Raw genomic sequence first — 14169 nt, forward strand, 5'->3', positions numbered from 1 at the left:
CGGTGCGCAGTCAATGACAGACTCGACGGCAGATGCAAAAACCTTTCAGGGGTTGATACTCGCCCTTCAGCAATACTGGGCGGAAAAGGGCTGTGTCGTGCTGCAGCCACTCGACATGGAAGTGGGCGCCGGCACCTTTCATCCGGCCACCTTCCTGCGCTCGATCGGCCCGGAGAGCTGGAACGCAGCCTATGTCCAGCCGTCGCGCCGGCCCACCGATGGCCGTTACGGGGAGAACCCCAACCGCCTGCAGCACTACTACCAGTTCCAGGTGGTGATGAAGCCCTCGCCCAAGGATCTGCAGGATCTCTATCTCGGATCGCTCGAACGGCTGGGAATCAACCCGCGGGTTCACGATATTCGTTTCGTCGAGGACAACTGGGAATCGCCGACGCTCGGCGCCTGGGGCCTGGGTTGGGAAGTCTGGCTCAACGGCATGGAAGTGACCCAGTTCACCTACTTCCAGCAGGCCGGCGGGATCGAATGCTTCCCGGTGACCGGCGAGCTGACCTACGGTCTCGAGCGCATCGCCATGTACCTGCAGGACGTCGACAGCGTCTACGACCTGGTGTGGACGATTGCTCCCGATGGCACCCGCATCACCTATGGCGATGTCTACCTGCAGAACGAGCGGGAACAGTCGACCTACAACTTCGAACACGCCGACGTGCCCTATCTGTTCGAAGCCTTCGACCATTGCGAATCCGAGTGCAACAAGCTGCTCGCGGCCAATCTGCCGTTGCCCGCCTACGAACAGGTACTCAAGGCCTCGCATACGTTCAATCTGCTGGATGCACGACATGCGATCTCGGTCACCGAGCGCCAGCGCTACATCCTGAGAGTGCGTACGCTGGCGCGTGAGGTCGCGCACGCCTATTACGCCTCACGTGAAGCAGCCGGGTTCCCGCTGGCGCCTGAGGCGCTGCGTCGCGAGCTCTTGCAGCAAACCTCAGAAACCACTCAGGGAGACGCATGAGCATGGCAGTCAACACCCTACTGATCGAACTGGGCGTCGAAGAGCTGCCGCCAGGCGCTCTCGCCAACCTGGCGTCCGCCCTGCGTGACGGCGTCATCAAGGGTCTCGACGACGCCGAGGTTCCCCATGGCGAGGCATACGCCCTCGCCTCCCCGCGGCGCCTTGCCGTGCGCATTGCGGCGCTCGCCGACAAGCAGCCGGACCGTGAAGTCGAAAAACGCGGGCCCGCCCTGGCCGCCGCGTTCAAGGATGGCCAGCCCACCAAGGCGGCCCAAGGTTTCGCCCGCTCCTGCGGCGTGGCGGTGGACGAACTGATTCACCTGGAGACCGACAAGGGCACCTGGCTCGGCTACCGTGAACAGCAGCAGGGAGACAACGTCGAGACGCTGCTGCCGGCGATCGTCAGCGCCGCTGTCGATGCCCTGCCGGTGCCCAAGAACATGCGCTGGGGCGCCTCGCGTATCGAGTTTTCGCGTCCGGTCCACTGGCTGGTGCTGCTTTACGGCGATCAGATCGTGCCGGCCAGCGTGCTCGGCCTGAAGTCCGGCCGCACGACACTGGGACACCGCTTTCACGCGCCGGCGCCGATCGAACTTGCCCACGCCGACGACTATGAAGCCGCACTCGAAAACGCCTACGTGCTGGTGGATCTGGAGCGCCGCCGTGAGCGCATTCGGGAGCAGGTACTGGCCGAGGCCGAAGTTCAAGATGCCCAGGCGGTTATCGACGAGGATCTGTTGGAAGAGGTCAACGGTCTCGTGGAATGGCCGGTGGCGCTGACGGGTACATTCGATGAGCGCTTCCTCGAGGTGCCCGCCGAGTGCCTGATCTCCTCGATGAAGGCCAACCAGAAGTATTTCCACCTGCTCGATGCCGACGGCAAGCTCAGGCCACAGTTCATCACCGTGGCCAACATCGACAGCGAAGATCCGCAACAGGTCATCTACGGCAACGAAAAGGTCATTCGCCCCCGCCTGGCCGACGCGGCGTTTTTCTTCGAGATCGATCGCAAGCAGACGCTGGAAGCTCGGCGCGAGTCGCTGGCCAATGTCGTCTTCCAGCGCGAACTGGGATCGCTCGCCGACAAGGCCGCCCGCAGTGAAGTCGTCGCTCGGTTCATCGCCCGCAAGATCGACGGCGACTCCCAGGCGGCCGCGCGCGCGGCCCAATTGGCGAAATGCGATCTGGTCACGGAGATGGTGCTCGAGTTCCCCGAACTGCAGGGCATCATGGGAACCTATTACGCGCGCCACGATGGCGAGCCGGAAGACGTGGCGGAAGCCATTCACGAGCAGTATCTGCCGCGCTTCGCCGGCGATGTCATTCCCCAGACACCGACCGGCCAGGCACTCGCGCTGGCCGACCGTCTGGATACGTTGACGGGAATCTTCGGTATCGGCCATCGCCCTACCGGTGCCAAGGATCCGTTTGCCCTGCGCCGCGCGACCATTGGCGTGCTGAACATCCTGATCAAGGGCGAGCGGGATCTCGATCTGCGCGAATTGCTGGAACTGGCCGCATCCCAGCACCGCGACCTGCCCAAGGCCGAAGGTCTGATCGACGACGTGCTGACCTACATGCTCGACCGCTTTCGTGCCTGGTCGCAGGACGAAGGCTTGCCGGTCGACGTCTATCTGGCGGTACGTGCTCGCCCGGTGACACGGCCGCTGGATTTCGCCCGCCGTCTGCGCGCCGTGCATCGTTTCAGCCAGCGAGAGGAAGCCGCAGCCCTGGCAGCGGCCAATAAGCGCGTTTCCAATATACTGGCCAAGCAGCAACACGACGGCAGTACCCAAGTGAAAGAGGACCTGCTCGTTGAAGACGCGGAAATCGCCTTGGCTAACACCGTGACCGATTGCCGCGATCAGGTCGAGCCGCTGTTTCAGGAAGCAGACTATGCGCAAGCCCTGGATATTCTCGCCACGCTGCGTGCGCCGGTCGATCGCTTCTTCGACGAGGTGATGGTTGCCACTGACGACTCCGCCATCCGCGCCAACCGTCTCGCGCTTCTCGCCAGTCTTCAGGCGCTGTTTCTCGAAGTGGCCGATATCGCTGAACTACAATCGTGATTCTCGCTTGTTTCACGTGAAACATACGCCCGGCTTTAAGCCGGGCGTTTTATTCCAATCTGCATTTCATAGCTGCTGGACCATGCCTAAAGCCACAACTTCTAGCCCCTAGCAGTCGCATAGTGTTCCACGTGAAACATCGTAGCCACCTCTGAGCGAGTCCAGTCAGCTATCCTGCAGGGACACGCCTCACGCGTCGCTAGACCTCGATGCGAACCTCGAGAACGAACTCGCTTTCTCCTGATCTAAGGCCAATAGAAGCTATCGAAGCTTACGATACCGATCCAGTCGTGAAGCGTAACGATCAAGGAGACTCAATTGAATTCGGTCCGCCGACAGCACACTTATCCGCGTGCCCGCGATTTTACTTCGGCATACCGCTACGCTCTCGGCAGGCCTGCTTCGATTGGTCACTGGTTTGCCGCAATCTCGAGCGAACACTGCTTTCAATGTACCGAGGCAGGAAAGGCGTTATAGGTAAGTATGTTCGACGCTCTCTGATCGAGGATCCTGACGGGATCTCCAAGCTCATAGCGGATTACCCTCAGCTCTCCGAATTTCTTTGAGTCAGCGAATAATGTTGTCCCGCTATCAAGTCACATACTCGACCGGCGTCGCCGCAAGGGGCGCAATGGAATGAAGCACGATCGATGAGATTTCTTTTTAGTTCTCCTTTCCAGTATCTTGATGACAATTTGTTTCACGTGGAACACCCCTCTTCGCACGTGAGGTTTGAGTCGGAGTGATATTGTTCGTCGCCCTACACTGTTCTTCACCCTCTCTTTCAGGACCTCTCCGATGACCGGACTCGTGATTCTCGATCGTGATGGCGTCATCAATGAAGACTCCGACGCCTACATAAAATCTCTCGAAGAGTGGCGGCCATTGCCCAACGCCATCGAGGCCATGGCTCGTCTTTACAAAGCCGGATGGCAAGTAGCGATCGCCACCAACCAGTCTGGCATCGGCCGCGGCTATTATGATCTGGACACGCTGCACGCCATCCACCGCCGCCTCACCGACCTGGTGGAAAGTGCTGGCGGTAGCATCGCCATAATCGCCTACTGCCCTCATCGACCCGATGAGGGCTGCGATTGCCGGAAGCCCAAACCGGGAATGTTGTTACAGATTCAACGATCTCTAGGTTTCGAGTCATTGGAAAACAGCTGGATGGTTGGCGATAGTCTGCGAGACATTCAGGCCGGCCTAGCTGCAGGCTGCCATACCGCGTTGGTTGGAACAGGGAACGGTGCCGATACCCCGGCCAATCTACCTCGATCCATCAGCCCTGACTGGCTCTGTGAAGATCTTGCCGAGTTTGTCGACCGTCTGATCTGATCCAACAGCGTCGCTGGTTCTTTCCTGAATCCACAATGGCTCGAAATCCGGGTCGAACCCCACGAATTGTTTCACGTGAAACACAACTGGCTCTCGTGCGCCTTTCTGCTACGTCAGCGAGCCATCGGGCCAGTGAGCGAGCAGGGCGACGTTCCTCTCCCCCTCGACTATCCTTGAATTCTTCACCACGAAACTTGGGATAGCGTGATGACTCAAGGAAAGAGGATTGGCGTTTGGGTCCTAGCCATCGTAATACTACTCATGGCCGCACTGGTCATCATCGTAGCCACCTTTGACTGGAATCGGCTGAAGCCGACGATCAATCAACATGCAAGTGAAGCGCTGAACAGACAGGTCTCCATCGATGGCGACCTGGACGTCAACTGGCTGTGGCCCTCGGGTGACGGCGGTTGGCGGCACTGGTTTCCCTGGCCAAGAATTCATGCCGAAGACATCCGTATCGGTAGTCCCAGCGAGGTTACCGATGCAGATCTCGTCAGTTTGAAGGCCATTGATATCACCCTCTCTCCACTGCCGTTGTTCGCAAAGACTCTCTCTGTGCCTGCTATCGCTCTGAACGGTGGGGAAGCAACACTCATGCGCTTGGAGGACGGTCGCAATAATTGGACATTCGACCTCGGTAGCAACGACCAGAAAGATCAAGCGAAGGATGAAGGTTCGAAAGAAAATGGCTGGACAGTCGATGTCGGGGCCATCGATTTCGATCCCATCGATGTGCATTATCGAGATGCGATATTGGCGGCCAATATCGATGCCACGGTCCAGCTGCTAGGCAAACCCATCGCATTCAAAGAGCTGACTGGCGATGATAGCGCCGTCAGCCAGACCGAAGGCCAGCAGATCAGCGATTACCGTTTTGGTTGGAAAGCTGAGGGGACCTATCGCGAACAACCATTCTCTGGCTCGGGGAAGCTGGGTGGTCCAGAGGCGTTCAAGCGTCGGGGTGTTCCGTATCCCGCTCAGGCCGAGATAGATGCCGGGGATACCCAAGTCGCGGTCAACGGTACGATAACCGACCCGCTATCGCCGCAAGAAATCGATATGGACCTCAGTTTCTCGGGCCAGAACCTGGGCGCTCTCTACGACATCATCGGCGTGACCTTGCCCGATACGCCACCTTATTCCACTCGAGGTCATCTCACTGCCAATCTAGGTACGCAGGATGCACTCTCATTCCGCTATCGTGATTTTGATGGCCAGATCGGTGATAGCGATATCCATGGCGATCTTACCTACCGAATGGGCGAACCGCGCCCTTTGCTCAAGGGCGAAGTCATCTCGCAACAGCTGCGGTTCGCCGATCTCGCGCCGCTGATTGGTGCTGACTCTAACGCTAAAAAGGCCGACCGAGGTGAAACCAACAGACAGCCAGATGATAAGTTGCTTCCGGTCGAAGCATTCGATGCGGCCCAGTGGAAGACCATGGATGCGGACGTGAAGTTCACCGCCAAACGTGTCGAGCACGGTGACTCTCTCCCTCTCGAAGACATTTATACCCACGTCAGATTGGATGATGGAGAGATTCTGCTGGACCCACTGCGGTTCGGCATCGCGGGAGGCAACCTCAATACCACCTTACGTCTCGACGGTAGCCAGACACCGATGCAAAGCCGGGTGGACATGCACATTCGGCATCTCATGCTGAGCCGCCTGTTCCCCGACGTCGAGCTGATGGATAACAGCCGAGGAGAACTCAACGGAGACGCCACTCTCAGTGGTACCGGAAACTCGGTCGCGGACATTCTAGGCAGCAGCAACGGCGACCTTCAGATGTTGGTCAATGAAGGCCTGATCAGCCAGAACCTGATGGAGCTGGCCGGGCTCAATGTGGGTAACTACGTGGTCGGCAAGTTGTTTGGTGATGAACAGGTGAAGATCAACTGTGCGGCAGCCAATTTCAATGTCACTGATGGGCTGGCCAAGACGCGCTTCTTCCTGATCGATACAGAAAACGCCTTGGTCAAGATCGATGGTACCGCCAACTTTGGTAACGAAGCGCTGGATTTGACTATCGAACCGGAGAGCAAGGGAGCTCGCGTCTTCACGCTACGTTCACCGCTTTACGTCAAAGGAACCTTCAAGAATCCTTCACCCGGCGTGGACACGGGGTCTTTACTGGCGCGAGGCGCTATCGGTGCATTTCTGGGCACCGTGGCGACCCCGGCTGCAGCACTGCTGGCGCTAGTATCACCAAGCGCGGATGGAAAAACCCCGTGCAATGATTTCTTGAGCCAGATCCAGACAGACTGACCTGGGAAGATGCGGATTGTTTCACGTGGAACACTGCGGCACGTTCCATGTGGAACATCACAATCTCGTTTGGGAGAGAAGACGACTTGCTGTAACCAACCAGCGGCGCTTGAAGCCCCCGCTGCCTCCAAGCTGTAGCTCACTTTGGTCGACCAGCAGGCTAAGAGTATTGGCTGGCGACCCGGCCGGTCCCACAGAGAATGGCCGGGCTTGACTGCATGATGACGGCCAGCGGTGTCGGCCAAAATGGCTAGAAGAGACGAACCGCTGTGACAAAAACCAACACGCAGCGGGTTTCGGAAAGAAAGGACTATCGCGAATTTTGCTCGTACTGCTTGCCTAGCGATTCCAGAGCACCAATGATCTTCTCGATCTCGGCGTCGAAGCGGTGTTGTTGCTGAGCGTAGAAATGACGCGTATACGATGCGCCTTTGTGCTTATCCACCAGATGAGAAAACTGCGATTCCAGCTGCTCGGTGTGATAGCGCAACCGTTCGGTAAGAAACTCTGCCTGACCTTGGTGGCAAGCCACGTCCATCAATGCCCTCACCTGGACCGTCAACAGATAGAGCTGCAGGACATTGCGTTCCTGAACTTCTTTCTGCGTGGAAACACTATCATCCAGCAGATTGATCGAACTCATCTGACAGCAGCCGGTATCGTCAGTCAGCGGACGATCCTGAACCGCTTTCTCCTGAGTCTGCAGCATGGTCAGACCCTCCTTTTAAGTCGCTGAACCCTCCGGTTCATACTACCACTGCGATTTATTGTCACCGTTCGCCATTGGTCGAAGCACCAAGCCCACGACAGAGGAGGTCGCCTAAAGCGTAATGGCAGGCATTCGTTCAGGAGCGCAAATTGGTAGAGAAATCCAGCGATCGGCTACCGATCCATCAGGAGAGCTCATCATGCGTTACGCCAACCCCAATACTTCGGACGCCATCACCCGGTTCGAGAAACGCTACGACAACTACATCGGCGGTGAGTGGGTACCGCCGGCCGAGGGGCGATATTTCGACAACATCACCCCAGTCACCGGCGAAGTGTTCTGCGAAGTTGCTCGGTCAAGTCAGAAAGATATCGATACGGCACTGGACGCGGCCCACAAGGCCGCGCCCGGCTGGGGCAAGACATCCGTTCAGGAACGTTCGTCCCTGCTTCTCAGGATCGCGGATCGCATGGAACAGAACCTGGAAATGCTGGCCGTGGCCGAAACCTGGGACAACGGCAAGGCCGTGCGCGAAACGCTGGCCGCCGACATCCCGCTGGCGATCGACCACTTCCGCTACTTCGCCGGCTGTATCCGCGCCCAGGAAGGTACCGCTGCCGAGATCGACGAGAACACGGCCTCCTATCATTTCCATGAACCACTCGGCGTGGTCGGCCAGATCATACCCTGGAATTTTCCGATCCTGATGGCGACCTGGAAACTGGCGCCGGCGTTGGCCGCGGGTAACTGTGTGGTGCTAAAGCCCGCCGAGCAGACACCGGTTTCGATCTTCAAGGTCATCGAGGTCATCCACGACCTGCTGCCCAAGGGGGTCATCAATATCGTCAACGGGTATGGCGAGGAAGCGGGCCAGGCGCTGGCCTCCAGCAAGCGCATCGCCAAGATCGCTTTCACCGGCTCCACTCCCATCGGCTCGCACATCATGAAGTGTGCGGCCGAGAACATCATTCCTTCCACCGTGGAGCTCGGCGGAAAGTCGCCGAATATCTACTTCGAAGACATCATGTCAACGGAGCCCGAGTTCATCGATAAATGCGCCGAAGGCTTGGTGCTGGGCTTTCTCAACCAAGGCGAAGTTTGTACCTGCCCGTCTCGCGCCCTGATTCAGGAGAGTATCTACGACGACTTCATGGCCAAGGTCATCGAGCGGGTCAAGAAGATCAAGCGCGGCCATCCGCTGGATACCGAAACCCAGGTCGGTGCTCAGGCCTCGCAGGAACAGTTCGACAAGATCATGTCCTACATGGACGTGGCACGCGAGGAAGGGGCGGAGTTTCTGTCCGGTGGCGAGCGGGAATCCCTCGGCGACGATCTATCGCGGGGTTACTACATTCAGCCGACGCTGTTGAAGGGTAACAACAAGATGCGCGTGTTCCAGGAGGAGATTTTCGGGCCGGTGGTCTCGGTGACGACATTCAAGGACGAAGCGGAAGCGCTGGCCATCGCCAACGATACCGAATTTGGTCTGGGCGCCGGTGTCTGGACCCGCGACATCAATCGCGCCTACCGCATGGGTCGCGGCATTCAGGCCGGCCGCGTATGGACCAATTGCTACCATCAGTATCCGGCCCACGCTGCCTTCGGCGGCTACAAGAAGTCTGGTGTGGGGCGAGAGACTCACAAGATGGCGCTGGAGCATTATCAACAGACCAAGAATCTGCTGATTAGCTACGATATCAATCCGATGGGCTTCTTCTAAGCCAACGGGCAAATCTCCGAGGTCCGAAAGGATCTCGGAGCTAAAGATCGGAATGCGGAAAGCCCGACGGTTTTGCGGCGCATTATTTCCTGCCCTGGTCGCGACACCTCGGCCGCCCTGATCCAGGCCCGCTCGACGATGACGACCACCAATTCCATACGTCCGCTTCTCGGATCTCGGTTTGATCCACGTTGTATCGGGCTAACCTCCACTCGATTACTGTTACAGTGAGAAACACGGACACGCCAGACAAGAGAGGAAACGCCATGACGAACATGACGACCTTCTTGAGCAGCCTCGACCGACCGACGCCGCCAGCAGATCTGGGACACGAACTTCGAGCTCTGTGGTGGGCTGGGAGATCCGAATGGTCCAAGGCGCATGCTCAAGTGGACTCGAGTTCGGGTCGGCGAGCGGCTTGGGTTCACGCCTATCTCCATCGCTGGGAAGGCGACATCGATAACGCCCACTACTGGTATCGCCAAGCCGGGCGTCAATTGCCGGACCAGAGCCTGGACAATGAGTGGCATGAAATCACCCGGTCACTGTTGCGAGAGCTTTCGCCTCAGCTCTGACCCGAACCCAATATCCGGATCAGCTGTGAGCGCCTTGGACCAGCTCTGCAAATCGCTTCAGGTCAACGTTACCACCGGAAAGAATGACCCCCACGCGCTGCCCTTCGATCGGCACCTGTCCACTGAATGCGGCAGCCGCTGCCAGGCACCCGGTCGGTTCGACGAACTGCTTCATCCGCCCGGCCATGAAGACCATGGCATCAACGAGTTCCGCGTCGGAGACAGTGACGATCTCGTCGACATGCGCCTGGAGTACCGGGAAAGTCAGCGTACCCAGCGCCTGGGTCTGGGCGCCATCGGCGATGGTGCGCGGCGTGTCGATGGAAACGATTTTGCCGCTGGCCAGGCTCCGCTGAGCGTCGTTACCGGCTTCCGGCTCGACGCCGATGATTCGACAGTTCGGATAACGTGCCCTGGCAACCGTGGCACAGCCGGACAGTAGCCCGCCGCCACCCAGCGGCACGATCAATGTATCCAGCTCACCGACATCATCGAACAGCTCCTCGGCAACGGTACCCTGCCCCGCCATCACGTGCGGATGGTTGAACGGCGGGATCAAGGTCAGCCCTTCGGCATCGGCCAGTTCCCGGCCCAGCGCCTCGCGATCCTGGGTATAACGGTCATAGAGCACGACTTCGGCGCCATAGCCACGAGTGGCCGCGATCTTGATCGCTGGCGCATCCTCGGGCATCACGATCACGGCGCGAATGCCATGCAGTCTGGCCGAGAGTGCGATTGCCTGAGCATGGTTGCCCGAGGAAAAGGCGATGACCCCGGCTGCTTTCTGCTTGGCATTGAACTGAGTGATGGCGTTGTAGCCACCGCGGAACTTGAACGCGCCGATGCGCTGAAGATGCTCGGCCTTGAAGTGAAGCGTTGCGCCAGTGCGCGCGTCCGCCGTCGCCGACCGCAGCGCCGGCGTCCAGTGGGCGATTCCTTCGAGCCGTCGATGTGCCGCTACCACGTCATCGTAGTCGATTGCCAGGGTGCTCATGCCGTCATCGTTCTCCCGTTGTCATGGCGTCGTTGTCGCGGTTATCGCGTCCAGCGCTACATTGAAAGCCCTTCAAAATGCTTAAATGAAACACTTGGATAGGGCTTCGATCATGATGGCTGAATGGCCGCGAGGAAAGAGACAGATGGCATCATACGACTGGATATGGCAGACGGGCCCCGAACTCGATCCTGCCGAACTTTATGCGCTGCTCTCGCTGCGTGAGGCCGTGTTCGTGGTAGAACAGCAGTGCCCCTATCAGGAACTGGATGGTCACGATCTGCACGACTCGACGCACCATCTGAGCGTACTGACAGCTGACCATCTCGCGGCGACCCTGCGTCTCAAAGTCCCGGATGAGATCGACCGGCCCGTCTCCATCGGCCGCGTGGTCATCCATCCCGATTACCGTGGCGGCGGACTCGGTCACGAGCTGTTGCGCGCCGCGCTGACGCGAATCGAATCGCGATGGCCCGGCCGCGACGCCAGGCTGTCCGCCCAGGCGCATCTACAGGGTTATTACGGCCGCCACGGCTTCGAGCCGGCCGGCGAAATCTATGTGGAAGACGGCATCCCCCATATCGACATGCAGCGAGCGGGCGACGCGTAGAGTCAGTAAGCACTCACTTTAAAGAAAACGAAAAAGCCGACGCTGCAACAGCAGCGTCGGCTTCTTTTCAGCGTATCCGCCCCGCCACTCGGGGCAGAGATCATTCAGCTCAGGCGCCGAATTCGCTCAGCATCTTCTCGATCAGATCGAGTCCCTCTTCAAGCACCTCGTCACTGATGGTGACCGGCATCAGGAAGCGGATCGTGTTGGCGTAAAGGCCACAGGAGAGCAGGATCAAACCGCGTTCGCGCGCCTCGCGACAGAGCTTGCCTGCCAGCTCGGCATTGGGCACGCCGCTCTTCTTGTCGGTGACCAGATCGAAGGCCGCCATCGCGCCCAGGTTGCGCGCGTTGGCGACACCGGCGTAGTCCTGCTGCCACTTGTCGAAGCGCACTCGAAGCTTCTCGCCCAACGCCTGGCTCTTCTCCAGAATGCGCTCCTCCTCGAACACTTCCAGCACGGCCAGCACCGCGGCACAGGAGACCGGGCTGCCGGTATAGGTGCCGCCCAGCGAGTTGCCGCCGGAAGCGTCCATCACCTTGTCGGTACCCACCACGGCGGAGATCGGCATGCCGTCGGCCATGCTCTTGGCCATGGTGATGATGTCCGGTTCGACGCCGCTGTGCTCGATGGCGAACAGCTTGCCGGTCCGCCCGAAGCCGGACTGCACCTCGTCGGCGATAAGCAGGATGCCGTGTTCGTCGCAGATCTCTCGCAGCGCTTTCAGGAAGCTCGCCGGCGCGGCGTGGAAACCGCCCTCACCCAGCACCGGCTCGATCACGATCGCCGCAGTGTCGTTGACGTTGGCATCAGTCTTCAGCGTCATTTTCAGATGGCGCAGTGCCTCTTCTTCGCTGACACCGATGGAAGGTACCGGATAGGGCGCGCGATAAACCTGACCGGGCATCGGGCCGAAGTCGTTACGATACGGCGCCACCTTGCCGTTCATCGCCATGGTCATGAACGTCCGGCCGTGATAGCCGCCGGTAAAGCAGATCACGCCGGAGCGTCCGGTGGCGGCACGCGCCACCTTGACCGCGTTTTCCAGCGCCTCGGCGCCGGAGTTCGCCAGCATCACCTTGGCGTGGCCGCGCACCGGCGTCACTTCGCTGAGCTTCTGCGCCACCCGCACGTATCCCTCATACGGCATGACGGTCTGGCAGGTATGCATCACCTTGTCGAGCTGGGCCTTGACCGCCTCGACCACCTTGGGATGACGATGGCCAATGTTGAGCACACCGATACCCCCGGCGAAGTCGATGAAGCGCTTGCCGTCCTCGTCCCACAGCTCGGCATTCTCGGCGCGAGCGGCGAACTGACCGGCCGGGCTGGCCGCGCCGTTGGCAACGTAGCGCTGCTTGAGTTCGTTGAGTTCTGCATTGGTCATGGATGAACACTCCTCTGACGCGGCATCGGGTGCCGCTAACGTGGGTCGCGCGTCGTCGGGTTCGCAGGCGGCGCGCCATACAATCAAAATCAGGATTTATCGTAGGCAGCCCGAATGAGGCGATCGCCCATCTCTCGACCGTAGTGCTGTCGCGCCCATCCGTACAGTGCCAATCCGGCGACCATCCAGCCACCGAAGATGGACCACTCGATGGGCGTCAGCGCCGACGGGCTGCCTGGCAGGTAGAGACACGTCATGCCCAGCGACAGCAGCACCGCCAGCACGCCGACCAGTTTGCCGGCACCGACATGGTATGGGCGCGGCATGTCCGGCTCGCGATAGCGCAGGATAACGAACGACAGCGCCACGAACAGGTAGGCAAGCACGATGCCCAGGCCGCCGGCATCGACGAGCCATACCAGCGCCGGACGTCCGAAGAATGGCGCCGCGGTGGAAAGCACGCCGATCAGGATGATGGCGTGGGTCGGGGTCTTGTAGCGCGGGTGCAGCTTGCCAAGGAAAGCCGGCAACATCCCGGCGTGGGCCAGCGCATAAATGGCCCGCGACCCGCCAATGTAGAACGCATTCCAGCTGGTGATGATCCCGGCGATGCCCGCCAGCACCATCAGATTGCCGGCCCAGGATGCATCGAAGACCGCCGTCATCGCGTCCGGCACACTGAGAGAGCTGCCCTGCAGCGCCTCGTTGTCGAGCATCAGGCTGGTGCCGAGAATGATCAGGGTATACCAGCACACCGCCATGATCACCGAGAGCACCAGCACCTTGCCGATATCACGGAACGGCAGATCGATCTCTTCCGCCGCCTGGGGAATCACGTCGAAACCGACGAACAGGAACGGGACCAGCACCAGTACCGCCACGATGCCCCCGAAGGCGCCGTGCTCGCCGCTGGCGAACAGCGGCTGCATGTTGCCGCCGTCGCCGGTGAACAGCGCTCCGGTCACGAACATCACCCCCGCCACCAGGATCAGCCCGGTGACGACTTTCTGCAGTAGCGCAGCGGTGGAGATCCCCACGTAATTGACGGCCATCATCACCAGCGAGCCGAGCACGCCTACCGCGACCCAGGTCGCCTTGACGTCCCAGCCGGCGACGGTCCATAGATCACCGACGGCGTAACCGGGAAACAGATGCTCGACCACCGTCGGCAGCGCCACGGCTTCGAACGACGCAACGCTGACATAGCCCAGCACGATGCTCCAGGTGCAGACGAAAGAGGCAAAGTGGCCGAGCGCTCGATAGCTGTAGACGTGTTCGCCACCCACTTGAGGCATCGCCGACGCCAACTCGGCATAGGTCAAACCCACCAGCAGCACGGCAATGCCGCCAATGACGAAGGCGAGTATCGCGCCCACGCTACCCCCATCGAGAATGGCGCTACCGGTGAGGACAATCCAGCCCCAGCCGATCATGGCGCCGAAAGCCAACGCGAGAACATCGGTACGGGCGAGAACCCGCACGAATTCCGGAGGATGAGGAGCATTCGACATGAGGATTTC

Annotated in this window: 11 protein-coding genes; 7 read left to right on the forward strand and 4 right to left on the reverse strand. The window is 59.7% G+C overall.

The features are described 5' to 3' along the window. The first annotated feature begins 13 nt into the window (after positions 1–13). The 4 genes from glyQ (at position 14) to DOM27_RS01325 (ending at position 6654) form a co-directional block, all read left to right on the forward strand. Positions 14–976, forward strand: coding sequence for a glycine--tRNA ligase subunit alpha (glyQ, locus tag DOM27_RS01310; protein WP_110654891.1), 963 nt, complete (start codon positions 14–16; stop codon positions 974–976). Positions 977–978: 2 nt separating this feature from the next. After that, entirely contained in the window at positions 979–3045 is a 2067-nt protein-coding gene (gene glyS / locus DOM27_RS01315) for a glycine--tRNA ligase subunit beta (RefSeq protein ID WP_110654264.1), read from the forward strand. A gap of 798 nt (positions 3046–3843) precedes the next feature. After that, on the forward strand, positions 3844–4383 hold the full coding sequence (gene gmhB / locus DOM27_RS01320; RefSeq protein ID WP_110654265.1) for a D-glycero-beta-D-manno-heptose 1,7-bisphosphate 7-phosphatase: 540 nt from the start codon (positions 3844–3846) through the stop codon (positions 4381–4383). A 207-nt stretch (positions 4384–4590) separates the two neighbouring features. Next, positions 4591–6654, forward strand: a complete 2064-nt coding sequence (locus DOM27_RS01325; RefSeq protein WP_110654266.1) for an AsmA family protein — start codon at positions 4591–4593, stop codon at positions 6652–6654. A 310-nt stretch (positions 6655–6964) separates the two neighbouring features. Here DOM27_RS01325 and DOM27_RS01330 read toward each other — a convergent pair whose 3' ends face one another. Next, positions 6965–7363 (reverse strand): hypothetical protein, encoded by a 399-nt coding sequence (locus DOM27_RS01330; RefSeq protein WP_110654267.1) that lies wholly within the window; start codon positions 7361–7363, stop codon positions 6965–6967. A gap of 199 nt (positions 7364–7562) precedes the next feature. Between DOM27_RS01330 and exaC the strand changes: the two genes are divergently transcribed. Both exaC and DOM27_RS01340 read left to right on the forward strand, forming a co-directional pair. Continuing rightward, entirely contained in the window at positions 7563–9083 is a 1521-nt protein-coding gene (gene exaC, locus DOM27_RS01335; protein WP_110654268.1) for an acetaldehyde dehydrogenase ExaC, read from the forward strand. A gap of 266 nt (positions 9084–9349) precedes the next feature. Beyond that, the gene (locus tag DOM27_RS01340) at positions 9350–9658 is read left to right on the forward strand and encodes a hypothetical protein (protein WP_223162251.1); all 309 of its coding nucleotides are present in this window, start codon (positions 9350–9352) and stop codon (positions 9656–9658) included. 19 nt (positions 9659–9677) lie between these two features. On the opposite strand, the gene DOM27_RS01345 is transcribed toward DOM27_RS01340, so the two are convergent. Continuing rightward, the gene (locus DOM27_RS01345; protein WP_110654269.1) at positions 9678–10652 is read right to left on the reverse strand and encodes a threo-3-hydroxy-L-aspartate ammonia-lyase; all 975 of its coding nucleotides are present in this window, start codon (positions 10650–10652) and stop codon (positions 9678–9680) included. 145 nt (positions 10653–10797) lie between these two features. Between DOM27_RS01345 and DOM27_RS01350 the strand changes: the two genes are divergently transcribed. Further along, positions 10798–11262: a GNAT family N-acetyltransferase gene (locus DOM27_RS01350; protein WP_110654270.1), complete on the forward strand. Its 465-nt coding sequence runs from the start codon at positions 10798–10800 to the stop codon at positions 11260–11262. 109 nt (positions 11263–11371) lie between these two features. Here the strand turns inward: DOM27_RS01350 and gabT are convergent, their stop codons facing one another. Then, on the reverse strand, positions 11372–12649 hold the full coding sequence (gene gabT, locus DOM27_RS01355) for a 4-aminobutyrate--2-oxoglutarate transaminase (RefSeq protein ID WP_110654271.1): 1278 nt from the start codon (positions 12647–12649) through the stop codon (positions 11372–11374). Between the two features lie 89 nt (positions 12650–12738). Beyond that, the gene (locus DOM27_RS01360; protein ID WP_110654272.1) at positions 12739–14160 is read right to left on the reverse strand and encodes an APC family permease; all 1422 of its coding nucleotides are present in this window, start codon (positions 14158–14160) and stop codon (positions 12739–12741) included. Positions 14161–14169: the final 9 nt, after the last annotated feature.

Source organism: Salinicola halimionae, from assembly GCF_003206065.1.
GTDB lineage: Bacteria > Pseudomonadota > Gammaproteobacteria > Pseudomonadales > Halomonadaceae > Salinicola > Salinicola halimionae.